Consider the following 20,630-nt stretch of genomic DNA (forward strand, 5'->3'; position numbering starts at 1 on the left):
CCTTACTTCGTGCGCCGCCCTTGACGTTATCGGGGAACCACTCGATTTTGCCTCCGGTGTGTTGCACGGCGTGCTCGATGATTTGGCGCTGGGTATCGGTGAGTTTGATGTCAGTCATTTTGATCTCCTTGGGTTACTTGGTTTGTTGGGATTGCTGGCCTGCGAGGTAGGCGGCTTCGAGGGCTGCCTTGATGCCCCACACCGACACGTCGTGGAAATCCAGTCGGTCGCTGTGGCGGGGTTCGAGGGGTTCTACAAAGAGGTGCTGCTTGGCGATGGTTTCGAGAATCTGGTTGAGGGCTTGGGCTTTCATGTTGTTGCTCCTTAAACGTTGTGGATTTTTGCGGCCTTGTCGAACCCGACCCAAACCCCGTTTTGGTCCAAACCGCGCGCGGCGAGTTCTTCGCGGGCCAGCCTGTTGAGATCCAACTCGCCGCGTGCTGCTGCGGCCAGTACCTTGGTCAGCGCGATCTGGATAAAACCGACTTCGTCGACCGTGAATTCGTTGGTGGTGTAGCTCATGTTTTGCTCCTGCGTTGTTGTTGATGACGGTGACATGAACGCTTCGTTTTTGAAGTAAATCAACTCGTTTCTGCAGAAAGATTCCGCATCCTTTTTAAGCCGCTATTGATTGTTTGAAATGCCTCGCAAAGCCCCCACGCCCTGCCGTCACCCCGGCTGCGCGGTGGTGCTGGCCACGCCCGGTTACTGCGATCTACACCGTGTGGCTGTACACCGTGACTACGACCGGACACGCCGACACGAACCCGAGCGCGCGTTCTACAAATCGGCAGCGTGGCAGCACACCCGTGAAGCGTTCCTCCGGGCACACCCGTTGTGCTGTGCCTGCGAGGCCAAGGGGCTGACGGTTGCAGCACGTGTCGTGGACCACATCACTCCGATCAAGTCGGGTGGCGAGCGTCTGGACTGGCGCAACCTGCAAGCACTGTGCATCCCCTGTCACAACAGTAAAACCACGGGCGAGTGGCAATCGAGGCGGCGTATGCCCCCCTAGGGGGGTGAAATCTCTACGACTCGAACACAGGGGACCGGACGCCTGCCCAAATTTTTGCGCGTGCAAAATGAAAAACTTTTTTTCCAGAAAACATGGCCGGACGTAAACCCCTTCCAACCCGCGTCAAGCAGGTCAAGGGAACCTTGCAGAAGTGCCGCACCAACACGCGCGAGCCGAAACCGACCAGCGTGTTGTGCGATCCGCCGGAATACATGAGCGAGAGCGCAAAGGAAGCGTGGCGCTATGCCGTCGAGCATTCCCCGCCGGGATTGCTGTCGGCACTCGACGGTGCAGTGCTGGAACGCTGGGCAAACTGCTGCGGCATGTACCGCGAGGCGCTGGCCAAGATCAACCAGACCGGCGTGTCCGGCATGCTGGTCAAGACACCCAGCGGCATTCTGCGGCGCTCGCCACTGATGGATGTGATCCGCGATCTGGCGCTGGAAATGAAAGGCTACGAATCCGAGATGGGATTCACGCCCGCCTCGCGTTCGCGCGTGTCGGTGCCGACCGATCCGGCCAGTAAAGATGACCCTTGGGATGAGATTGCAGGCTGATGGCTGTATCCAAATACACAACACTCGCCCGGCACTATGCCGAGGCGGTGGTGGCTGGCGACCTCCCTGCCTGCCGCTGGGTGCAACTGGCCTGCCAGCGACAACTGAATAATCTGGCCCGGTTCAAGGGTAAAAGCAGCCCGTACCAGTTCAACCCCAAGCTGCTGGACAAGAACGGTCGCCAGTTCCATCCGGCAGACAACCTGTGCGCCTTCATCGAACGGCTGCCGCACGTCAAGGGGCCGCTGGCCGGTGAGCCGATCAAGCTGGAACCGTGGCAGGCATTCATCCTGACCACGGTGTTTGGCTGGGTGAAACCGGATGGCAAACGGCGCTTTCGCCGTTCGTATATCGAGGTGCCGCGCGGCAATGCCAAATCCACGCTGTCCTCGGCAGTCGCGCTGTACATGCTGGCCGCTGACCGCGAAGGCGGTGCCGAGGTGTATTCACTGGCCACCACCCGTGATCAGGCGCGCATCGTGTTCGGCGATGCCCAGACCATGGCGCGCAAGTCAGCCGGATTCCGCAGCCGCTTTGGTGTGAACGTCGGTGCACATAACATGCATGTGCTGACCAGCGGCTCGAAGTTCGAGGCACTGTCGGCTGAAGGTTCCACCCTCGATGGTTTGAACATTCACTTCGGTTGCGTGGACGAGTTGCATGCGCACAAGACGCGCACCGTCTACGACGTGGTGGAAACCGGCACCGGCAAGCGCAACAACTCGCTGCTCTGGGTGATCACCACAGCAGGCAGCAACCGCGCAGGCATCTGTTACGAGGTGCGCACCTTCGTCACGCGCATGCTGGATGGCGTGTTCGAGGACGACAGCCAGTTCGGCATCATCTACGGGCTGGACGATGGTGACGACTGGACCAGCGACTCGGCACTGATCAAGGCCAACCCCAACTGGGGCATCTCGGTGCAGCCGGAAGTGCTGCTGCCGCTGCAGGCCAAGGCCATGCAGATGCCGAGTGCCACCAACAACTTCAAGACCAAGCATCTCAACGAATGGGTCAACGCCGACACGGCGTGGATGGACATGCGGGCATGGGATGCCTGCTCTGATGCGAGTCTCGATCTGGATGACTTTGCCGGACAGCCCTGCTGGATCGGCCTCGACCTGGCCAGCAAGACCGACATCGCGGCCATGGTGCTGGTGTTCCGGCATCCGGAAATCGCCGGTGGCTATGCTGTGTTCGGACGCTACTACCTGCCGGAAGACACAGTGAATGGGTCCAGCAACAGCCAGTACAGCGGCTGGATGCGCGCCGGTCGCCTGACGGTGACACCCGGCAACGTGATCGACTTCGGCTGGATCGAAGCCGACCTCATCGATTTTGCCAGCCGCTTCGAGATACAGGCTGTGGCGTTCGACCCGTTCCAGGCCACGCAACTATCCACGCGGATGCTGGAAGAAGGCCTGCCGATGATCGAGGTACGCCCCACGGTGCTGAATTTCTCGGAACCAATGAAAACCGTCGAGGCACTGGTGCTCCAGAAAAAGTTGATCCACGACAACGATCCGGTGCTGACCTGGATGGCCTCCAACGTAGTGGCACATCTGGATGCCAAGGACAACATCTATCCACGCAAAGAACGACCAGAGAACAAGATCGACGGGATCGTGGCACTGATCATGGCGATCTCGCGCAGCATTTTGCCGGGCGAGGCCGTGGTGCTGGATGCCGATTACGAACTGATGCTGCTATAGGGCGATACCTTGGGACTGTTTGATTTTTTCAGCCGCTTCCGGGCCTCCAGTTCCGACCGCAGCCCATGGGGTGACTTCTGGTTTGAGCCGGTGGGTATGAGGGCAGGCACCGGCATGCGGGTGTCGGCGGACTCAGCGATGCGCCTCACAGCAGTCTATGCCTGCGTGCGCACCCTGTCGGAAACCATGGCATCACTCCCCTTCGTGCTGTACCGCACGGATGCATCCGGCGGCAAGGTGCGGGTAACCAACCACTGGCTGTATCGCTTGTTTGCCCGCCGTCCAAACCGGTTTCAGAATCCGTTCGAGTGGCGCGAGATGATGCAGGGGCACTTGGCACTGCGCGGCAATGCGTATAACCGCATCGTCAGCAACGCCTCGGGCGAGATCACCGAACTGGTGCCGATCCATCCGGATCGCATCCGCATCGAGTTGTTGCCCAGTGGCGAATTCCGCTACCGGATTACCGACCGTGATGGCCGCGAAACGGTGCTGCCGCGCGGCGAGGTCTGGCATCTGCGTGGTCTTTCCTCGGATGGCCTGCTCGGCATGAGTCCGATCGAGATCGCCCGCGAAAGTGTCGGCATGGCACTGGCAGCGCAGGATTATGGGGCGCGATTTTTCGCCAACGATGCGAAACCGACTGGCGGCTGGATCGAGTTTCCCGGCTCGTTCAAGGATGCCGAAGCCAAGAAGGTGTTCCGCGAGTCGTACCAGCAGGCACAGTCAGGTGCCAATCGCGGCAAGGTGCTGGTCCTCGAAAACGGCATGAAATTCCACGAGGTCGGCGTCACCAACCGGGACGCCCAGTTCCTCGAACTGCGCAAATTCCAGATCACCGACATCGCGCGGTTGTTCCGGGTGCCGCCGCACATGATCGGCGATCTGGATCGGGCGACCTTCTCGAACATCGAGCAGCAGAGTCTGGAGTTCGTCATGCACACCATGACGCCATGGGCCGAGCGCTGGGAGGCCAGCATCGAAGCGGAACTGCTGCCGAATGACGACGGGCTGGAAGTCGAGTTCGACTTTGCCAACCTGATGCGCGGTGATGCAGCGAGCCGCGCCGGTTACTACCAGAGCGGCATCCAGAACGGCTGGCTGACACGCAACGAAGCGCGCCTCGCAGAAAACCTGAACCCGCTCGAAGGACTCGATGAGCCGCTACGTCCGCTCAACATGACCGAAGAATCGGATGCAGAGGAAGCCTGTGACGAACCGGCAGAAGAACCTCCCACTCCAGAACCGAAAGAACCCGAAGATGAAACGTGAACTCCTGATCGCCGAGTTTCTGGCGACCCCTTGGGCCATGATGCCGGAACGGCTAAATGCCGTGGCTGCCGTGCTCACCCGCTGGTCGCGCGGGGATATGGCTTCCGCCGAAACCATGCAGCAGATCGAAGCCGACAAGGCCGCCCGATCGGCTCGCCGCGAGCAACTGGCAGGCTCGTCTGGCAACGGCATCGCCGTGCTGCCGCTCTACGGTGTGGTCACCCAGCGCGGCAACCAGGTCGACGATGTGTCCGGTCCGGGCAGTGTCAGCACTCAGCGGTTTGCCTCGGCTTTGCGCGAAGCGATTGCCGATCCCGCCGTGGGCGGCATCCTGATCGACATCGACAGTCCCGGCGGCAGCGTCTATGGCGTGGCCGAACTGGCTGACGAGATCATCGCGGCTCGCTCCCAGAAACCAGTGGTTGCCATCGCCAACAGTCTCGCGGCTTCTGCCGCGTACTGGATCGGCGCATCCTGTTCGGAGATGTATGTCACGCCCGGCGGCGAAGTCGGCAGCATCGGCGTGTGGCAAGCGCACTTCGACTATTCGGAAGCGCTCGCGCGTGACGGCGTGAAGCCTACGCTGATTTCAGCAGGCAAGTACAAGGTCGAAGGCAATCCCTATGCGCCGCTGGATTCCGATGCACAGTCGTTCATGCAATCCCGTGTGGATGATTACTACGCCGCCTTCACCAAGGCCGTCGCCAAAGGTCGCAATGTACCAATCTCGCAGGTGCGCAGCGGCATGGGCGAAGGCCGTGTGCTGGGTGCCGATGCAGCACTTGCACAGAACATGGTCGATGGCGTCGCCACTTTCAGCGATGTCGTAAGAAAAATGCAGCGCGATCTGAAAGCGTCGAAACCTAAAGCCAACCGTCTGGCACTCGCCCGGCGAGAACTCGAAATCCTGTAGTCCCCCTGTCGTACCGCAACCCCAAACCGCCCTCGTGGCGGTTTTTTCATTTGGAGAACCGAAACATGAGCAAACAACTACGTGAGTTGCAGTCGAAGAAGGCGGCACTCGTCAAAGAAGCCCGTCAACTTACCGATCTGGCGGCAAGCGAATCCCGTGACATGACCGATGCCGAGGTCGCCGCCTTCGATGCCTTGCGTACCAAGATCGACGCCGCCTCCGGCGCAATCGACCGCGAAGCCGCACTGATCGCCGAGGAAGCGCGCCTGTCTGCCAGCCAGGCGCTCGGCATTGTCCTGACCGACAACCGCGCGGACGATCCCAAGCATGGCTTCAATGCCATTGGTGATTTCATGCAGGCGGTCTATCAGGCGCAACAGCCCGGCAAGGGCATTGATGATCGCCTGATGATCGGTGCTGCCGCTCCCACCAGTTTCGGCAACGAGTCCGCCGGTCAGGATGGTGGCTTCCTCGTGCCGCCCGAATTCTCGCGCGAAATCTTCCGCCTCAGTCTGGGCGAGGATTCCCTACTGCCGCTGACCGACAACGTCGAGATTACCGGCAACACCATGGCTTTCCCCAAGGACGAAACCACCCCATGGGGCACCAACGGCATCCGCGCCTACTGGCAAGGTGAAGCCGCTGCCGCCAACGCCACCAAGCCGGTGCTCGGTCTGGCCTCGCTGCGACTGAAGAAGTTGATGGCGCTGGTGCCGACCACCGACGAGCTGCTGGATGATGCCAATGCGCTGACCAGCTATCTGCCGGACAAGATCGCCACCTCGATTCGCTGGAAAACCAACGAGTCCATCCTGTTCGGCGCAGGCAACGGTATCCCGGTCGGCTGCATGACCGGCAACGCCGTGGTGACGGTCGCCAAGGAATCTGGCCAAGCCACACAAACCCTGCAACCGCAGAATCTGGCCAAGATGATTGCCCGCCTGCCGCCCGGCAGTTTTGCCAATGCGGTATGGATCATCAACAACGATGTGCTGCCTGCGCTGTTCACCCTGAGTCTGGGCAACTACCCGATCTACCTGCCGAATGGATTGACGGTGGGCGGCATTCAGGTCTCGCCCTACGGCACCCTGCTGGGCCGTCCGGTGATCGTGTCGCAGCACGCCAACACGTTCTCCAGCCAAGGCGATGTGCTGCTGGTGGATCTGTCGTACTACCAGTCCATCACCAAGGCCGGTGGCCTGCAGACCGCGACCTCGATGCATCTGTATTTCGATGCCGACCTCACCGCGTTCCGCACCACCTTCCGCATGGACGGCCAGTCCAAGATCGCCAACGCGATCGACCCGGCCAAGGGCAGCAGCAAGCTGTCGCCGTTCATCCAGCTGGCCGCACGCTAACCAACCAAGGCGGGGACAACCCCGCCTTTATTTTTTGAGGATTCCACCATGCTCCCAAACGCAAAATGCAGTGAACTCGTATCCATTCTGGCCTCGCTCGATCCGGTCAGTCAGGCGGCAGGTACTGTCGCCACCGGCTGGATTCCGGTCGGCAACTTCCATGCAATTCTGGCACTGATCGAAACCGGTGCGCTCGGTGCCAGTGCCACGCTGGACGCCAAATTCCAGCAAGCGCTCGATGCTGCAGGCACCGGCGTCAAGGATGTCACCGGTCGCGCCATCACCCAGATTACGCAAGTTGGTGGTGGCTCGGCCAAGCAGGCGCTGATCAACCTGCGCCCGGAAGATCTGGACAGCGCCAACGGCTACGGCTTCGTTCGCCTGTCGATCACGGTTGGTGTCGCCGCCAGCCTTGTGGCCGCGCAGGTGATCGGATTCAACCCGCGCTTTGCCGATGCTTCTGCCTTCAACCAAGCTGCTGTCGCGCAGATCGTTTAAGGAGTCAATCATGGCCAAACGCATTCTGCTCTCGCAGAGCTTCAACGCCGTCGATGGTGGCGGCAACAGCTATCCCAAGTACCGCGCGGGCGAGCATTACGAGCCCTCCGAGGAAACCGAACGTCTCGTGGCGGCAGGTATCGCCGAAGCAATAGAGGTGGCCGACGAAACCGCACCTGCCGCCGATCAGGTTGTGACGGATACCGCCGGCCCGCCTGCTGATGCTACGGCTGCCTGACCATGCCGCTTGTGATCGTCAACCAGCCTGCGGCTGAACCGGTCACGCTGGACGAAGCCAAGCTGCATCTGCGGGTCGATGCCGTCGAGGATGACCCCTTGATCGGCGCACTGATCTCGGCGGCACGCCTGCATGCCGAGACAGTCACGGCCCGGCAACTGATGCCCGCGCGCTGGAAACTGGTGCTGGATTGTTTTCCGGGGCCGTCGCTGATGGGTGTACCGGCAGGAGTGGGATTCTCCCTGCCGGGACACGCGATCCTGATCCACAAATCGCCGGTTCAGCAGATCGTCTCCATTCGCTACCGCGATATGAGCAGCGTCTGGCAGGAAATGCCTGCTGCAGATTATGTCGCCGACCTCAGCTCCGAGCCTGCGCGCATCACCCCGGCCTTCGGCAAGGTCTGGCCGCCGGTGTTGCCGCAGATCGGCAGTGTGGAGGTGCTGTTCGATGCGGGCTATGCCAGCGCCGACCAGGTGCCCTCCGGCATCAAGCGCTGGATGCTGATGCGCGTCGGTTCCCTGTATCAGCACCGCGAAGAGTTCAGCGTGTTGCCTGCCGGACGCATCGACCCGCTGCCGTTCGTCGATGGGCTGCTTGATCCGTACCGGGTCGTCACGATTTAGGAATTTCCCATGACCACCCGTGTATCGGCAGGCCGCCTCGACCGTCGCATCACCCTGCAGCAAAAGACTGCTGCACGCGGTGCGCTCGGCGGACATCACGAGGTGTGGAGCAATCTGGCCACGGTCTGGGCCGAGGTGCGCGATCTGTCCGGTCGCGAAATCTTCAATGCCAAGGCGGTCGGCAGTGCCGCCACTCGCGTCGTGACCATCCGTTATCGGGCTGACATCAAAGCCGACCATCGCGTGTTGCTCGGCAACGGCATCAAGCTGCGCATCGAGTGGCTGCGCCGTATCGAACGCCACGAAACCCTTGAACTGTATTGTCTGGAAATCGATGAGTGACATCCCGATCAAGGGGCTGGATGCATTGCAGAAGCTGCTCGACGAGTTGCCCGCACGCATCGAGGCCAACGTGGTCCGGGGCGGCGTGCGCGCCGGTGCCCGCGTGATCGCCAACGAGGCCAAGCGTCTCTGCCCCGTGGGCGGCGTGTCCGGCAGTCTCCGCCGTGGAGAACAGCCCGGCGCACTGCGCGACTCGATCCGGGTGTCGGCCAAGTCCTCGAAGGGCCGCGTCACGGCCACCATCAAGGCAGGCGGCAAAAACGAGGTGTTCTATGCCGGGATGGTGGAGTTCGGCACTGCGCGCCACCTGATCAAGCCGAAAAATCGCAAGAGCCTGTCGGTGGGCGGCGATCCACGCGAGGCCGTCCAGCACCCCGGTGCGAAGAAGAAACCCTTCATGCGGCCAGCCTTGGATGCCAAGGCGCAGGATGCCGTGGAAACCATGGCTGACTATGCACGCAACCGGCTGCCAGATGAGATCGCCAAGCTCAAATGAAAGCGGAAACCGTCATTAAGACCTTGCTGGAGGCATCGGCTGAACTGGTCGCACTCACCGGCACGCGCATCTATCTGGATGCCAGACCGGAGGCCGATCCGCTGCCTGCTGTGGTGTTTGAACTGATCAGCAACCGGCATGACCAGCCTGCCTTTCCGGGCATGGGCAGCGAACTTTCTACCGCGCGCATCCAGGTCAATTGTCTGGCGCGCACGGCGGAAGAAGCTGTCGCGTTGCGGGATGCCGTGCGCGCCGCCTGTCATGTGCAGTCCGGCGTGATCGGCGGCGTGTCGGTCATGGCGAATCTGGCCGACATCTCAGGCCCTGACAGCTACGACCCGCTGGTCGACATTTACACCAAACCCATCGATTTCATTTTGCGCTACCTGCGCTAACCGGAGTAACCCCATGGCCAAAACTGCCCCTGCCGCAGCGCCTGCGGCACCGATCGACTCGTCCGCAGAAATTGAAATCTGGTTTGCCGACTTGCTGGCAAGCCTGCCGCTGCTGCGCGAAACCGAGAACTACAACCGGCTGCGGGAAGCCTGCGACGACCTCAAGTCGCGCCTGCAACCCGCAACTACTACCCCCATCGTTTAACTGAGGAGACATCATGAGTCTGACCTTCGGCAGCGGATTCCTGTACGGGATCAACACCAATGCCAACTCCACGCCGATCAAGCTCGGCAAATTGCAGGACGTATCGTTCGACTTCTCCTTCACGCTGAAGGAACTGCGCGGGCAGAACCAGTTTCCGCTGGATGTGCGGCGCGGCTCGGGCAAGCTGACCGGCAAGGCGAAGTTCGCCGAGCTTTCCGGGCGCGCGTTGAATGACCTATTTTTTAGTGGCACGTCGGCCACCGGCCTGCTCCTGTCGGCAGTCAACGAAGTCGGCACGGTCACCACGGCTACCGTCACGGTTGCCAATGCCGCCAACTTCGACACCGATCTGGGCGTGGTGTATGCCGCAACCGGCTTGCCGCTCACCAAGGTAGCGAGCGCCCCCGCTGCCGGTCAGTACAGCGTATCGGGTACCGGCGTGTACACCTTCAACACCGCCGACAACACCAAGCAGGTGCTGATCGACTATCTGTACAACGCCACCACCGGCGGCAGCAAGATCACGCTGGGCAATGCGCTGATGGGCAACACCCCGACCTTCATGGGCGTGTTCACCGCCCAGGTCGGCGGCAAGACCAATACCCTGAAACTCAACGCCTGCACCTCGTCGAAACTGGCGCTGGCAACCAAGCTGGAGGACTACACCATCCCGGAACTGGATTTCACGGCGATGGCGGATACCACCGGCTCCCTTGGCATCTTCTCTGTGGCGGATTAATCATGATCAACGGAAAAACCATCACCCTGTCCGGACGCGAGTTCGTCGCTCCTCCCGTCAACTGGGCCACCTTCAAGCAATTCAAGGTGGAGTTCGCACAAATTCAGCAAGGTACATGGACGCCCGACTTCGATGTCATGGGCTCCATCATCCTGCAGGCATTGCAGCGCAACTATCCGGAACTGACCGAGGCGGAACTTGGCAAACTGCTCGACATCGCCAACATCGGTATCGCCTTCTCGGCGGTCATGAATGCCAGCGGCTTCGAGGATCGTGCACCGGGGGAAGCTCCGGCGGCAGTGAGCCCATCGACTGGGACGAACTGACCGCCCATATCGCCATGTGCACCGGCTGGTCGTGGGACACCATCGACCGGGAAATGGACCTGATCCGGTTTGCCGCGATGAGCCGCTACTGGGACAGGCATCCGCCGCTGCACCTCATGGTGCAGAGCTATCTGGGCATCAAACCGGTCATTCGTAACACCACCCAAGCCAAGCCGGAAGCGGCCAACACCGACGACGACCTGCAGGAATTCGTGCAACTCTTCACCGCCGCTGGCGGCACCCTCAGCTAGAGAACTCTCATGTCCACCACCATCGGCACACTCGAAATCGAGATGGCGGCGAATATCGCCCGTCTGTCTGCCGATCTGGGTGCCGCGCGCGCCGAGGTCAACAAGACGATGGGTGACATCCAGCGTTCGGTGGCCAGCATGCAGGAAGGCATCCAGTCCGGCATGGGCGGTGTCACGGCGGCGTTCGGCAAGGTGAATGTGGCGATTGCCGCCGTCACGACTGCACTCGCCGGAGGCGCTGCCTTCAAGAGTGCGGTCGAGGAAACAGTCAACATGACCAAGGAAGCCAATGCGCTGGGCAAGTCCCTCGGCATTTCTGCGACCGAGGCATCCGTGCTGAATGTGGCGCTGGGCGACATCTACCAGTCGTCGGACACCATGCTGGCCGCCAACAAGGCGCTGACCAAGCAGTTGATCGGCAACGAGGGCGCGTTCAAGGAGTTGGGTGTCGCCACCCGCGACCAGAACGGCCACTACCGCAACAGCCTGGACATCATGCTGGAGGTCAACCAGCGCCTGCTCGGATTCCGCGAAGGTACTGACCGCAATATCGAAGGCATGAAGGTGTACGGCAAAGCCTGGGGCGAAGTGTCCGGCATCCTGAAGCTCAACACCGACTTGATGGAAGCCTCCCGCGCCAAGGCGCGCGAGCTGGGCCTGATGGTCGGCGCAGAAAACGTCGAAGCCACCGCCCGCTACCGCGCCGCGATGAACGACGTCGGTGATGTGGTATCCGCCGTGCGCAAGACGATCGGGGATGCCATGCTGCCCAAGCTGACCGAGATGGCGAACTGGTTTGCCAATGTCGGGCCGCAGGCGGTAGAAGTCATGCGCACCGTGATGCAAAGCTGGCTCAGCCTATCGGCCAGCATCGGCGATGCGGTCAAGGCGGCTTGGACTGCGGTGTCCGATGTGTTCTCTGTCGTGGTCGATGCCGTCAAAGGCGCACTGGGCGATGGCAGTCCCTCGATTTCCGGCATGCAGTTGTTCAAGAACATGTGCGCGGTCGTCGAGATCGCCGTCATCACCCTGCGCACCGGATTCGAGGAATCGTTCGCTGCCATCGCCTTGGCTGTTGAACTGGTAGTGATCGGCATCAAGCAATTCGCCCAGATTGCGTCGGCGGCCTTCCGACTGGATTGGGAAGGCGTCAAACAGGCATGGTTTGATGGCTCGACCGCTGCCGCCGAAGCCGTCGAGCGCAATATGAAGCGCATGACCGATGCGGCCCAAAAAGCCCGGCAGGACATCGACAACGCGGTCACCCGCGCCTATGCCGATCCCAAACCGGTCACGCCCACCGAAGCGAAGACTGGCGGCAATACGTCCAGCGGCAAATCCGAGTCCGGCCAGAAGCCCAAGTCGCACGTTGCCGAGTATGAAGCGCAACTGATGGAACTCAAGCAGGCACGCGACCGCGAGAACGAGGTCAATCACACCTTTTTCGAGTTCTCCAAAACCGAAGAGCGCGCCTACTGGCAGGCCATTCTGCAAACCCGCAACCTCTCCAAAGAGGAACGCATCGCGGTCGAGCGCAAGATGCTGGATGCCTCGCTGGCTGTAAGGAAGGAAGAAGCACAAAGCCAGCAGGAAGAAATGAAGCGACAGATCGAGGCCACCCGCGCCGGTTCCATCGAGCGGATTCAGGTTGCCATGCAAGCCACGACCCGCATCGGCGAGCAGTACGGGCTGGAGAGCCGCGAGTATCGCAAGGCGGTGGACGAGGTGCGTCGTGCCGCGCTCGAGCGTGCCAAGGAAGAAGAACGTCTCACCCAGATGCGCGCGGATTCGGCACGCAATGCGAATCTGCATCTGCTGTCCATGGAGCGCGAGCGTCTGAATCTGTCGAAGCAACTGGGCGACATCTCGGCGATCGAGGAGATCAACGCCCTGCGCGATCTGGAGAATCGCAAATACCAGATCGAACTCAAAGCTGCCGAAGACCGTGCCGCACTGGTGGAAGCAGAACCCATCGCCTATCAGCAGGCCATGGACCGCATCGCCCAGATCAAACAGCAACACGATCTGGAAATGCAGCGCTCGACGACCGCTCTGGCGCAGGCGCAACGGAATGAAGCGTTGCAGATGTTCCAGCCCTTCACCAATGCCTTCGAAAAAAGCGTCACCGCGATGATTCAGGGCACGCTCACCTTCAACCAGGCCATGCGCAACATGGCGCAGTCGATCGTGATGGAGTTCGTGAATATGGGCGTGAAGATGGTCGCACAGTGGCTGGCCAACGAGGCCGCCAAAACGCTCGCGACCACCACCGGTACCTCCATGCGCACCACGCTGGAAACCTCGGCGGCCACGGCCACCAAGTCGATCGCGGTGAGTACGGCCAACGTCGAGGTAGGTGCCAAGGCAGCCAGTGCTGCAGCGGGTGCCGCCTCGTCGCAGGCCTCGATTCCGTTCGCAGGTTGGGCGATGGCCGCTGCCGCCTTTGCGGCGGTGATGGCGATGGTGCTGGGAGCCAAGAATACGATCGCGTCCGCTGCCGGTGGCTTCGACATTCCGGCAGGACTCAACCCGATGACGCAGTTGCACGAGCGCGAGATGGTGCTGCCTGCTGAGCATGCCGACACCATTCGTGGCTTGTCGGCGAACGGTGGCCAGCAGCCGATCAACATCCAACTCTCGACCTTCGACACGCAGGGCGTGAAGCGCTTCCTGATGGACAACGGCAGCGTGATTGCCGATTCCCTGCGCGCGCAGGCCAGAAACTTCAAAACGATCTGACCGACCATGAGCAATATGGTATTTCCAACCCTGCCGGGGCTGGCGTGGAATGTTGCGCGCTCGCCCCAGTGGGCCACCCGTATCCAGAAAGCGGTATCGGGCAAGGAGTTCAGATCGGCATGGATGTCGGCTCCGCTCTACACCTTCCGCCTGCAGTATGAGGTATTGCGCGAAGCCACGGCCTATCAGGAATTGCAGCAACTGGTCGCGTTCTACAACAACGTGCGCGGCTCGTTCGACTCGTTCCTGTACCGCGATCCGAACGACAACAGTGTCACCGCGCACAGCTTTGGCACGGGCAATGGCGTGCAGACCGCATTCCAGTTGGTCCGCAGCTACGGCGGCAATCTGGAAGCCGTGGGCCAATTGAACGGCGCACCCTCGATCTATATCAATGGCGTGCTACAGGCGACCGGCTACACCATCAGTGCCACAGGACTGGTGACGTTCAGCGTCGCACCCATCAATGCTGCCGCCCTGACCTGGACCGGCAACTATTACTACCGCTGCCGCTTCCTGCAGGACACGATGGAATTGAACGAGTTCATGAACTCCCTATGGGAAGCCAAGAAAGTCGAGTTCATCGGCTCCCTCACCCCCAATCGCATCTGATATGAAAACCGCCACACCCGCACTGCTCGCCATGCTCAATGGCGCAGGCAATGCGTATGTCATGGCCGACCTGTACACGCTGACGCTGATCGGTGGCCAGGTGCTGCGCTACACGGACTTCGATCTGGACCTGACCGCAGGCGGCAACGTCTATGCCAGCGCCTCGCTCAAGTTCAAGCGCAGCCGGGTGCGCTGGATCGCAGGGCTGGAGGTCGACACACTGGATATTTCCATCTTTGCCTCGACCGCCGATCTCCTGAACGGTCTGCCGTTTTTAGCTCAGGTCGAGCGCGGTGTGCTGGATGGTGCCTCGCTGAAACTCGAACGTGGCTGGATGAACCTCGGCAGCACCGTTGCCGAAACGCTCACGCTGTTCAATGGCCGGGTGGCGGAAGTCCAGGTCAGCCGCACCGAAGCGCGCATCAAGATCAAGTCCGATCTGGAACTACTCAACGTCAGGATGCCGCGCAACCTGTACACGCCAGGCTGTCTGTACACCCTGTACGACACTGGCTGCGGCATCAGCCGCGCTGCCTATGCCGTCAACGGCTCGGTAACCGGGGGAGCCAATCGGACCTGGTTCCCGTCAGCGCTGATGCACGCGGCCAACTGGTTCGATCTGGGGACAGTGACGTTCACCTCGGGTGCCAACAACGGCATCACGCGCACGGTGCGGGATTTTACGTCAGGGGCATTTTTGTTCTCCCAACCGTGGCCGAACGTCCCCGCTAACGGCGACACCTTCACCGCATGGCCCGGCTGTGACAAGTCACAAGCCACCTGCACCGGCAAGTTCGCCAACAAGACACGCTTCCGGGGGTTTCCATACATCCCCGTTCCCGAGACATCGATGTGATGAGCATGACTGACGCACAGCGCGCCCGCGTGATCGAGGCAGCACAGGGCTGGCTCAACACGCCCTATCACCACAGGGCGCGCGTCAAAGGGGCCGGTGTCGACTGTGCACAGTTGCTGATCGGGGTGTATGCCGAGGCGGGCCTGATCGACCCGTTCGATACCGGCGACTACCCGATGGACTGGATGCTGCACCGGGAGGAAGAACGCTTCCTGCTCTGGCTGGAGCACTACTGCGCTGTCGTGGCGTCTCCCTTGCCCGGCGACATCGCGATCTGGCGGTATGGGCGGACGTTCTCCCACGGGGCAATCGTGACCGACTGGCCCGCCATCATCCATGCGTGGCGTCCGGCAGGCCGCGTCGTAATCGGCAGCGCGGATGAGGAAGAACTGGCCGGTCGGCCAGTCAGGCTTTATCGAATCAAGGAATAAACATGGGCGGATTATTTGGCGGTGGCGGACAGAACATTGCCACCAGCGAAACACGCCTCGGTGCAATCCGCTTCCAGACCTCGGCCTTCGGCTATCCCATCCCCATCCTCTATGGTCAGAACCGCATCTCCGGCAACCTGATCTGGTACGGTAATTTCACGCCGATCGCGCACACCACCACGCAAAGCGCCGGTGGCAAGGGCGGCGGTGGCGGTACCAGCAGCAACACGACCTATACCTACACCACGGGACTGATGATCGGCCTGTGCGAAGGTCAGGTCGCAGGCATCCAGCGTATCTGGCAGGGCAAGAACGTGATGACCCTGGCGCAGGCGCGTCTGACGCAATACGTCGGTGCACCGGGTCAGGCGGCATGGGGATTCCTGACCACCAGCTTTGCCGGGCAGGATTTGAATTACCCCAACCTGGCCTATGTCTGCTCCAGCAACTTCGATCTCGGCAACAGCGCCAATCTGCCCAACCTGTCCTACGAAATGGCGGGCAAGCTGCGTTATTCCGCTGCCATCGTCGATGCCAATCCGGCCAGTTTCATTGCGGATTTCCTGACCAACGACAGCTACGGTGCGCTGTTTCCGGCGGGGAAGCTCGGCAGCATGTCGCAGTTCTCCAACTACTGCGTGGCCAACGGCATCTTCCTGTCGCCAGTGGTCGATGCACAGAAATCCGCCGCCGAATGGATCACGCAGTGGCTCAAGGCCTGCAACTCGACGGTGATCTTCTCCGACGGCGTGCTGAAATTCATCCCCTATGGCGACGAGGTGGTGACCGGCAATGGCGTGACCTTCACGCCCAGCCTCACTCCGCTCTACGACCTGACGGACGACGACTTCATCGGCGACACCGGTTCCGATCCGGTGATCGTTACGCGCACGCCGCAATCGGATGCGTTCAACCGGATGCAGGTGGAGTTTTCCAGCCGGGCCAACAACTACAACCCGGAGATCGCGGAGGCCAAGGATCAGGCCAACATCGAAGCCTACGGCCTGCGTCCGAACAATCCGGTCAAGATACCGGAGATCTGCACGCTCGCCGTGGCACGGCATGTCGCGCAGTTGATGCTGCAGCGCGGGCTGTATGTCCGCAACCATTACGAGTTCCGCCTGCCGTGGAAATACGCGCTGCTGGAACCGATGGACATCGTGACCCTGACCGACAGCGCGCTGGGACTCGACCGCGAGCCAGTGCGCATCGTCAGCATCGAGGAAGATGCCGAAGGCTTGCTGTCCGTCATCGCCGAGGAACTGCCGATCGGTGTGGCGGGTGCAGCCAAATACGTCACGCAGGGTGGCACCGGATTCCAGATCGACTACAACGCAGCGCCGGGCAACGCCAATGCGCCGGTGATCTTCGAAGCGCCCGACCTGCTCACCGCTGGCAGCGGTCTGGAAATCTGGATCGCCACCTCGGGTGGTGCCAACTGGGGTGGCTATGAGGTGTGGGTGTCGCGCGACAATGCCACCTACCAGCGCGTGGGCGAGATGCATGGCAAAGCACGCCACGGCGTGTTGACTGCGGCCATGGCCACCGGCGGTGATCCCGATACGCTGCACAGTCTGGCGGTGGATATTTCCATTTCCGGCGGGCAATTGACCGGCGGCACGCAGGCCAATGCCGATGCGCTCAACACGCTCTGCTACGTCGATGGCGAATTGCTGGCGTTCCAGTCGGCCACGCTGACCGGGGTGGGTAAATACACCCTCGGCACCTATCTGCGGCGCGGGGCGTATGGCACGACCATCGGTGCGCACAACAAGGGCAGTCTGTTTGCGCGACTGGACAAGGCAGTCTTCAAGTATCCGTTCACTGCCGACATGATTGGCACGCCGGTCTACCTCAAGCTGTTGTCGTTCAACCTCTATGGGGGAGCCAAGCAGACGCTGGATACAGTGCAGCCGATCACCTGGAACGTGACCGGTGCAGCGTTGAAGTCGCCGCTACCGAACGTGACGGGATTGTCCAATGCCTATCGCAACGGACAAACCTTGCTGTCGTGGCAACTGGTGACAGATTTCCGGACGGTGGATTACGAGATTCGCCGTGGCACGAACTGGCAGACCGCCATCGTGCTGGGACGCACGCCACTGACCGAATTCGTCATCGCGCAAAACGGTACCTATTGGGTTGCGGCGCACTACAGCAATGCACAAGGGGTGACGGCCTATTCGGCCACCCCGGTGGACATCACCATCGGCGGTGCGATCCTGCCCGCGAATGTGGTGGCCAGTTGGAATGAGGCAGCGACCGGCTGGGCTGGCACCTGCACCACGCCAGCCTTCCGCGACCCGGTCGAGCAAGCCGTCAAACTGGGTGGATCGGCGCTGTTCTCGGCCATTCCGCTGATCTCTGCTGCCAACACGGTCGAGTATTACGGCGGGATTGCTACGGGCGGTTATTACCAGATCCCGGTATCGCACGAGATCGACATCGGTACGGCACAAGCCTGCAACGTATCCGTTGGTGTGCAAGCCGCATCCGATACGCCGTTTGCGCTGGTGTCGACGATCCCGGTGTTCTCGGCGCAGGCGAGCGTGCAGGGTAATTTCTCGGGCAAGTCGAGCCTGGCGATCGAGATCGATACCGCCCAGAACAACCTCGTTTGGCAAGGCTGGCGACCGTTCGTGCCGGGGCAATACATCGCCAGGCGTTTCCGCTTCAGGGTCAAGCTGATCTCGGCTGATCCGACGGTATCCACCATCCTGACTGGCATGACCTTCTCGGTCGATATGCCCGACCGGGTGGATACCGGCACGGCGCTTGCCGTCCCCGCTGCGGGCAAGGCGGTCGTATTCGCCACACCGTTCCAGATCGTTCCCAACGTGCAGATCACCATCCTCAACCCCGTGGCTGGAGACGTCATCGCGTTCCCGGCTCAACCCACGACGACTGGCTTCACGGTGCAGATCACCAATGCCGGTGTCGGTGTGGCTCGCAACATCAACTGGCTCGCCAAGGGCTATTAGGAGTTCCCATGTCTCAAAACTCTCTCGTCATTGCCGACGGCACGGGCGCGCAGGTGCTCGCCTCCGTCAACAACGCGCTGGATACGCTCAAGACCTGTTTCTCCGGAGCCACACCGCCCGGCACACCCAGTCCCTACCAGTTCTGGGCGGATACCTTGACCGGGCTGCTCAAAATGCGCGATGCCGCCAATACCGTCTGGGTACCGATCGCAGCCATGAGCGGCATCGGCGGCAATGTGGTCAAGACGCTCACCGGTGGCACCTACACGCTGACCGAGGCCGAAGGTGAAGCGGCGAGCTTCGAGGTGAACGGCACACTGACGGCTAACCAGATATTGGTGGTGCCGAACAACATGCCCCCATTCGCCGTGGAAAACCTCACCTCCGGGGCATTCACCCTGACCGTCAAAACCGCACTCGGCACCGGCCAGACGATCTCGCAGGGTGAGATTTCGATGCTCTACTGCAACGGAACGAACTGCGAGTTCATCTCGGACACGCAGGGCACCTCGCCCAAGCGCGGCACGTATGCGGCGTACCGGTCAGGTGCGGTGCAGACCATGACGGCAGCGGCATGGAGCCAGATCATCCTCAACACCGCGCTGGTGAACACCAATGGCAGCGCCTTCATCTCGCACAACGCGGCGACTGGCCTCTTCACTGTCCTGCAAAGCGGTCAATACGAAATCTCTGCCGTACTGACGGCAATCAATCCGACTGCGGCCTACAACGCCTTCAATGTGGCACTAGCACTCAACGGCGCGGTCGCGCACTACTTTGGCTGCGGCTACTCATGGGCTGCGGCAGCTGGTCTCAAGATCAGCGTATCGGGCCAGACGACACGCTATCTCGCGGCGGGCACGACGGTGGCGCTATGGGGAAACCCGAACGTGGCGATGAACGCAGATTTCTGGGGTGATAGCTGGGGCGTTGGCGGCTGCCAGCTTGAGATGGTCTACATGGGTTAAGGAGCAAAACATGGCAAACATCAACGCACACGGGATGGCGCGAGCCTTCCCGCAATACAAGCTGGATGTCGATTACCACCTGGTGGATTTCCATGATGGGAACGGCGTGCAACTGGTCTGGCTGCATGAGCACGATCCGACTCCCGATCTTAACTCCATCGAAGCCGAAACTGCCGTCTGGCAAGCCGAGCAGGATGCCATCGCCTATCGGGACAAGCGCGTCGCCGAGTATCCGCCGATGCAGGACTACATCGATGCGCAGGTGAAAAAGGCATCCAGCGATCCCGTCGTCCGCGAAGCTGGGCTGGCACAGGAAGCAGCGTACATCTCGGCATGCGCCGCCATCAAAACCAAATATCCGAAGGGAGAAAGCAAATGAATCCGAACACCACTGGTGAACGCGAGCACTGGCATGTCGGCAAGGAAATCCCGCTGGCGCTGATCGTGGCCATTGTCACCCAGACCGCTACCGGCATCTGGTGGCTGTCCAGCGTGTCGAGCAAGTTGGACAACCTGTCCGGTCAGGTGAAGGAGATGCGCGACGAGCGCTATACCCGAAATGACGCCATGCGCGATGCGGCACTGGTCAATCAAATGATGCATGACATGGACCGCCGTGTCACCACTCTGGAAGCGAGGAAGAAATGATCGACAGTAGGGATTTGAATGCACTGGCTCCAGCTGCTCGCAAACGGGCGGAAGCCTTCTTTGCCGCGTGCGCTGCCGATCCGGAATTGCGGACGCAGGGCATCACGGTGATCGCCACCAGCACCTACCGTGACTTCGATGCGCAGAACGCGATCTACGCGCGCGGCAGGACGGCCCCCGGCAAGGTGGTGACCAATGCTCGTGCCGGAGACAGTTGGCACAACTGGCGCTGCGCTTTCGATGTACTGCCGCTGCGTTGCGGCAAACCTGTCTGGGGCACCACCGGCGCTGACCGTGCCGTGTGGCAGCGGCTCGGGGAGATCGGCGAAGTCTGTGGGCTGGAATGGGCTGGGAGGTGGACTACCTTCCGCGAGATGGCTCACTTCCAGTACACGGGTGGGCTGACACTGGCGGATTTCAAGGCTGGCAAAACGATGATGGCATGAGGAGAT

The 20,630-nt window shown here is 61.1% G+C and carries 27 protein-coding genes; 25 read left to right on the forward strand and 2 right to left on the reverse strand.

The annotated features are described in order from the left end of the window. Nucleotides 1-133: 133 nt before the first annotated feature. Together DM08_RS07060 and DM08_RS07065 are read right to left on the reverse strand one after the other, a co-directional pair. Nucleotides 134-313 carry a DUF6900 domain-containing protein gene (locus DM08_RS07060; protein ID WP_035383960.1) on the reverse strand — a complete coding sequence of 60 codons (180 nt, stop codon included), beginning with the start codon at nucleotides 311-313 and terminating at the stop codon, nucleotides 134-136. An 11-nt stretch (nucleotides 314-324) separates the two neighbouring features. Further along, entirely contained in the window at nucleotides 325-522 is a 198-nt protein-coding gene (locus tag DM08_RS07065) for a hypothetical protein (protein ID WP_035383961.1), read from the reverse strand. A 118-nt stretch (nucleotides 523-640) separates the two neighbouring features. On the opposite strand from DM08_RS07065, the gene DM08_RS12560 reads away from it, so the two are divergent. The 25 genes from DM08_RS12560 to DM08_RS07185 all read left to right on the forward strand — a co-directional run bounded on the left by DM08_RS12560 (nucleotide 641) and on the right by DM08_RS07185 (nucleotide 20,624). After that, on the forward strand, nucleotides 641-1,015 hold the full coding sequence (locus tag DM08_RS12560) for an HNH endonuclease (RefSeq protein WP_081908815.1): 375 nt from the start codon (nucleotides 641-643) through the stop codon (nucleotides 1,013-1,015). Nucleotides 1,016-1,107: 92 nt separating this feature from the next. Next, nucleotides 1,108-1,572, forward strand: coding sequence for a phage terminase small subunit P27 family (locus tag DM08_RS07075; RefSeq protein ID WP_035383962.1), 465 nt, complete (start codon nucleotides 1,108-1,110; stop codon nucleotides 1,570-1,572). Continuing rightward, nucleotides 1,572-3,284: a terminase large subunit gene (locus DM08_RS07080; RefSeq protein ID WP_035383963.1), complete on the forward strand. Its 1,713-nt coding sequence runs from the start codon at nucleotides 1,572-1,574 to the stop codon at nucleotides 3,282-3,284. Before DM08_RS07075 ends, DM08_RS07080 begins: the two co-directional genes overlap by 1 nt. A gap of 114 nt (nucleotides 3,285-3,398) precedes the next feature. Beyond that, entirely contained in the window at nucleotides 3,399-4,556 is a 1,158-nt protein-coding gene (locus tag DM08_RS07085) for a phage portal protein (protein ID WP_255358313.1), read from the forward strand. Continuing rightward, nucleotides 4,546-5,469: a S49 family peptidase gene (locus DM08_RS07090; protein ID WP_035383964.1), complete on the forward strand. Its 924-nt coding sequence runs from the start codon at nucleotides 4,546-4,548 to the stop codon at nucleotides 5,467-5,469. The genes DM08_RS07085 and DM08_RS07090 overlap by 11 nt, the downstream gene beginning before the upstream one ends. Before the next feature lie 65 nt (nucleotides 5,470-5,534). Next, nucleotides 5,535-6,827 (forward strand): phage major capsid protein, encoded by a 1,293-nt coding sequence (locus DM08_RS07095; protein ID WP_035383965.1) that lies wholly within the window; start codon nucleotides 5,535-5,537, stop codon nucleotides 6,825-6,827. A gap of 48 nt (nucleotides 6,828-6,875) precedes the next feature. Next, nucleotides 6,876-7,325 carry a hypothetical protein gene (locus DM08_RS07100; RefSeq protein WP_035383966.1) on the forward strand — a complete coding sequence of 150 codons (450 nt, stop codon included), beginning with the start codon at nucleotides 6,876-6,878 and terminating at the stop codon, nucleotides 7,323-7,325. 10 nt (nucleotides 7,326-7,335) lie between these two features. After that, nucleotides 7,336-7,563 (forward strand): hypothetical protein, encoded by a 228-nt coding sequence (locus DM08_RS07105; RefSeq protein ID WP_035383967.1) that lies wholly within the window; start codon nucleotides 7,336-7,338, stop codon nucleotides 7,561-7,563. Nucleotides 7,564-7,565: 2 nt separating this feature from the next. Next, nucleotides 7,566-8,189: a head-tail connector protein gene (locus DM08_RS07110; protein ID WP_035383968.1), complete on the forward strand. Its 624-nt coding sequence runs from the start codon at nucleotides 7,566-7,568 to the stop codon at nucleotides 8,187-8,189. A gap of 9 nt (nucleotides 8,190-8,198) precedes the next feature. Beyond that, nucleotides 8,199-8,531 carry a phage head closure protein gene (locus DM08_RS07115; RefSeq protein ID WP_051937915.1) on the forward strand — a complete coding sequence of 111 codons (333 nt, stop codon included), beginning with the start codon at nucleotides 8,199-8,201 and terminating at the stop codon, nucleotides 8,529-8,531. Next, complete coding sequence (locus DM08_RS12265; RefSeq protein WP_051937917.1) at nucleotides 8,524-9,027, forward strand: HK97-gp10 family putative phage morphogenesis protein; 504 nt, start codon at nucleotides 8,524-8,526, stop codon at nucleotides 9,025-9,027. Before DM08_RS07115 ends, DM08_RS12265 begins: the two co-directional genes overlap by 8 nt. Further along, nucleotides 9,024-9,422, forward strand: coding sequence for a tail completion protein gp17 (locus tag DM08_RS07125; RefSeq protein ID WP_035383969.1), 399 nt, complete (start codon nucleotides 9,024-9,026; stop codon nucleotides 9,420-9,422). Before DM08_RS12265 ends, DM08_RS07125 begins: the two co-directional genes overlap by 4 nt. A 13-nt stretch (nucleotides 9,423-9,435) precedes the next feature. After that, nucleotides 9,436-9,627: a hypothetical protein gene (locus DM08_RS07130; protein ID WP_035383970.1), complete on the forward strand. Its 192-nt coding sequence runs from the start codon at nucleotides 9,436-9,438 to the stop codon at nucleotides 9,625-9,627. Between the two features lie 13 nt (nucleotides 9,628-9,640). Beyond that, a complete protein-coding gene (locus DM08_RS07135) occupies nucleotides 9,641-10,366 on the forward strand; it encodes a hypothetical protein (protein WP_035383971.1) in 726 nt (241 codons plus the stop codon). 2 nt (nucleotides 10,367-10,368) lie between these two features. After that, the gene (locus tag DM08_RS12270; protein ID WP_051937919.1) at nucleotides 10,369-10,692 is read left to right on the forward strand and encodes a hypothetical protein; all 324 of its coding nucleotides are present in this window, start codon (nucleotides 10,369-10,371) and stop codon (nucleotides 10,690-10,692) included. Nucleotides 10,693-10,745: 53 nt separating this feature from the next. Beyond that, nucleotides 10,746-10,943 carry a hypothetical protein gene (locus DM08_RS12275; RefSeq protein WP_119283490.1) on the forward strand — a complete coding sequence of 66 codons (198 nt, stop codon included), beginning with the start codon at nucleotides 10,746-10,748 and terminating at the stop codon, nucleotides 10,941-10,943. A 9-nt stretch (nucleotides 10,944-10,952) separates the two neighbouring features. Beyond that, complete coding sequence (locus DM08_RS07145; RefSeq protein ID WP_035383973.1) at nucleotides 10,953-13,682, forward strand: hypothetical protein; 2,730 nt, start codon at nucleotides 10,953-10,955, stop codon at nucleotides 13,680-13,682. Nucleotides 13,683-13,688: 6 nt separating this feature from the next. Then, a complete protein-coding gene (locus DM08_RS07150) occupies nucleotides 13,689-14,294 on the forward strand; it encodes a DUF2460 domain-containing protein (protein ID WP_035383974.1) in 606 nt (201 codons plus the stop codon). Between the two features lies 1 nt (nucleotide 14,295). Next, nucleotides 14,296-15,150, forward strand: coding sequence for a DUF2163 domain-containing protein (locus tag DM08_RS07155; RefSeq protein WP_035383975.1), 855 nt, complete (start codon nucleotides 14,296-14,298; stop codon nucleotides 15,148-15,150). Between the two features lie 5 nt (nucleotides 15,151-15,155). Next, nucleotides 15,156-15,581: a C40 family peptidase gene (locus DM08_RS07160; protein WP_035384060.1), complete on the forward strand. Its 426-nt coding sequence runs from the start codon at nucleotides 15,156-15,158 to the stop codon at nucleotides 15,579-15,581. A gap of 2 nt (nucleotides 15,582-15,583) precedes the next feature. Further along, entirely contained in the window at nucleotides 15,584-18,562 is a 2,979-nt protein-coding gene (locus tag DM08_RS07165) for a phage tail protein (RefSeq protein WP_051937926.1), read from the forward strand. Nucleotides 18,563-18,570: 8 nt separating this feature from the next. Continuing rightward, a complete protein-coding gene (locus tag DM08_RS07170; protein WP_035383976.1) occupies nucleotides 18,571-19,530 on the forward strand; it encodes a hypothetical protein in 960 nt (319 codons plus the stop codon). A gap of 10 nt (nucleotides 19,531-19,540) precedes the next feature. After that, entirely contained in the window at nucleotides 19,541-19,909 is a 369-nt protein-coding gene (locus DM08_RS07175) for a hypothetical protein (RefSeq protein WP_035383977.1), read from the forward strand. Then, nucleotides 19,906-20,178: a hypothetical protein gene (locus DM08_RS07180; RefSeq protein WP_035383978.1), complete on the forward strand. Its 273-nt coding sequence runs from the start codon at nucleotides 19,906-19,908 to the stop codon at nucleotides 20,176-20,178. The genes DM08_RS07175 and DM08_RS07180 overlap by 4 nt, the downstream gene beginning before the upstream one ends. Next, on the forward strand, nucleotides 20,175-20,624 hold the full coding sequence (locus DM08_RS07185; RefSeq protein ID WP_051937928.1) for a M15 family metallopeptidase: 450 nt from the start codon (nucleotides 20,175-20,177) through the stop codon (nucleotides 20,622-20,624). Before DM08_RS07180 ends, DM08_RS07185 begins: the two co-directional genes overlap by 4 nt. Nucleotides 20,625-20,630 lie beyond the last annotated feature (6 nt).

The organism is Ferriphaselus sp. R-1 (assembly GCF_000746095.1).
Taxonomy (GTDB): Bacteria; Pseudomonadota; Gammaproteobacteria; order Burkholderiales; family Gallionellaceae; genus Ferriphaselus.

Coding starts and splice junctions, on each gene's coding strand:
- DM08_RS07165 (WP_051937926.1), top strand. CDS start 15,584: ATGGGCGGATTATTTGGCGGTGGCGGACAGAACATTGCCACCAGCGAA.
- DM08_RS07080 (WP_035383963.1), top strand. CDS start 1,572: ATGGCTGTATCCAAATACACAACACTCGCCCGGCACTATGCCGAGGCG.
- DM08_RS07130 (WP_035383970.1), top strand. CDS start 9,436: ATGGCCAAAACTGCCCCTGCCGCAGCGCCTGCGGCACCGATCGACTCG.
- DM08_RS07110 (WP_035383968.1), top strand. CDS start 7,566: ATGCCGCTTGTGATCGTCAACCAGCCTGCGGCTGAACCGGTCACGCTG.
- DM08_RS07160 (WP_035384060.1), top strand. CDS start 15,156: ATGACTGACGCACAGCGCGCCCGCGTGATCGAGGCAGCACAGGGCTGG.
- DM08_RS07115 (WP_051937915.1), top strand. CDS start 8,199: ATGACCACCCGTGTATCGGCAGGCCGCCTCGACCGTCGCATCACCCTG.
- DM08_RS12270 (WP_051937919.1), top strand. CDS start 10,369: ATGATCAACGGAAAAACCATCACCCTGTCCGGACGCGAGTTCGTCGCT.
- DM08_RS07175 (WP_035383977.1), top strand. CDS start 19,541: ATGGCAAACATCAACGCACACGGGATGGCGCGAGCCTTCCCGCAATAC.
- DM08_RS07135 (WP_035383971.1), top strand. CDS start 9,641: ATGAGTCTGACCTTCGGCAGCGGATTCCTGTACGGGATCAACACCAAT.
- DM08_RS07150 (WP_035383974.1), top strand. CDS start 13,689: ATGAGCAATATGGTATTTCCAACCCTGCCGGGGCTGGCGTGGAATGTT.
- DM08_RS12265 (WP_051937917.1), top strand. CDS start 8,524: ATGAGTGACATCCCGATCAAGGGGCTGGATGCATTGCAGAAGCTGCTC.
- DM08_RS07180 (WP_035383978.1), top strand. CDS start 19,906: ATGAATCCGAACACCACTGGTGAACGCGAGCACTGGCATGTCGGCAAG.
- DM08_RS07170 (WP_035383976.1), top strand. CDS start 18,571: ATGTCTCAAAACTCTCTCGTCATTGCCGACGGCACGGGCGCGCAGGTG.
- DM08_RS07060 (WP_035383960.1), bottom strand. CDS start 313: ATGAAAGCCCAAGCCCTCAACCAGATTCTCGAAACCATCGCCAAGCAG.
- DM08_RS12560 (WP_081908815.1), top strand. CDS start 641: ATGCCTCGCAAAGCCCCCACGCCCTGCCGTCACCCCGGCTGCGCGGTG.
- DM08_RS07105 (WP_035383967.1), top strand. CDS start 7,336: ATGGCCAAACGCATTCTGCTCTCGCAGAGCTTCAACGCCGTCGATGGT.
- DM08_RS07145 (WP_035383973.1), top strand. CDS start 10,953: ATGTCCACCACCATCGGCACACTCGAAATCGAGATGGCGGCGAATATC.
- DM08_RS07095 (WP_035383965.1), top strand. CDS start 5,535: ATGAGCAAACAACTACGTGAGTTGCAGTCGAAGAAGGCGGCACTCGTC.
- DM08_RS07090 (WP_035383964.1), top strand. CDS start 4,546: ATGAAACGTGAACTCCTGATCGCCGAGTTTCTGGCGACCCCTTGGGCC.
- DM08_RS07125 (WP_035383969.1), top strand. CDS start 9,024: ATGAAAGCGGAAACCGTCATTAAGACCTTGCTGGAGGCATCGGCTGAA.
- DM08_RS07185 (WP_051937928.1), top strand. CDS start 20,175: ATGATCGACAGTAGGGATTTGAATGCACTGGCTCCAGCTGCTCGCAAA.
- DM08_RS07075 (WP_035383962.1), top strand. CDS start 1,108: ATGGCCGGACGTAAACCCCTTCCAACCCGCGTCAAGCAGGTCAAGGGA.
- DM08_RS07155 (WP_035383975.1), top strand. CDS start 14,296: ATGAAAACCGCCACACCCGCACTGCTCGCCATGCTCAATGGCGCAGGC.
- DM08_RS07065 (WP_035383961.1), bottom strand. CDS start 522: ATGAGCTACACCACCAACGAATTCACGGTCGACGAAGTCGGTTTTATC.
- DM08_RS12275 (WP_119283490.1), top strand. CDS start 10,746: ATGGACCTGATCCGGTTTGCCGCGATGAGCCGCTACTGGGACAGGCAT.
- DM08_RS07085 (WP_255358313.1), top strand. CDS start 3,399: ATGCGGGTGTCGGCGGACTCAGCGATGCGCCTCACAGCAGTCTATGCC.
- DM08_RS07100 (WP_035383966.1), top strand. CDS start 6,876: ATGCTCCCAAACGCAAAATGCAGTGAACTCGTATCCATTCTGGCCTCG.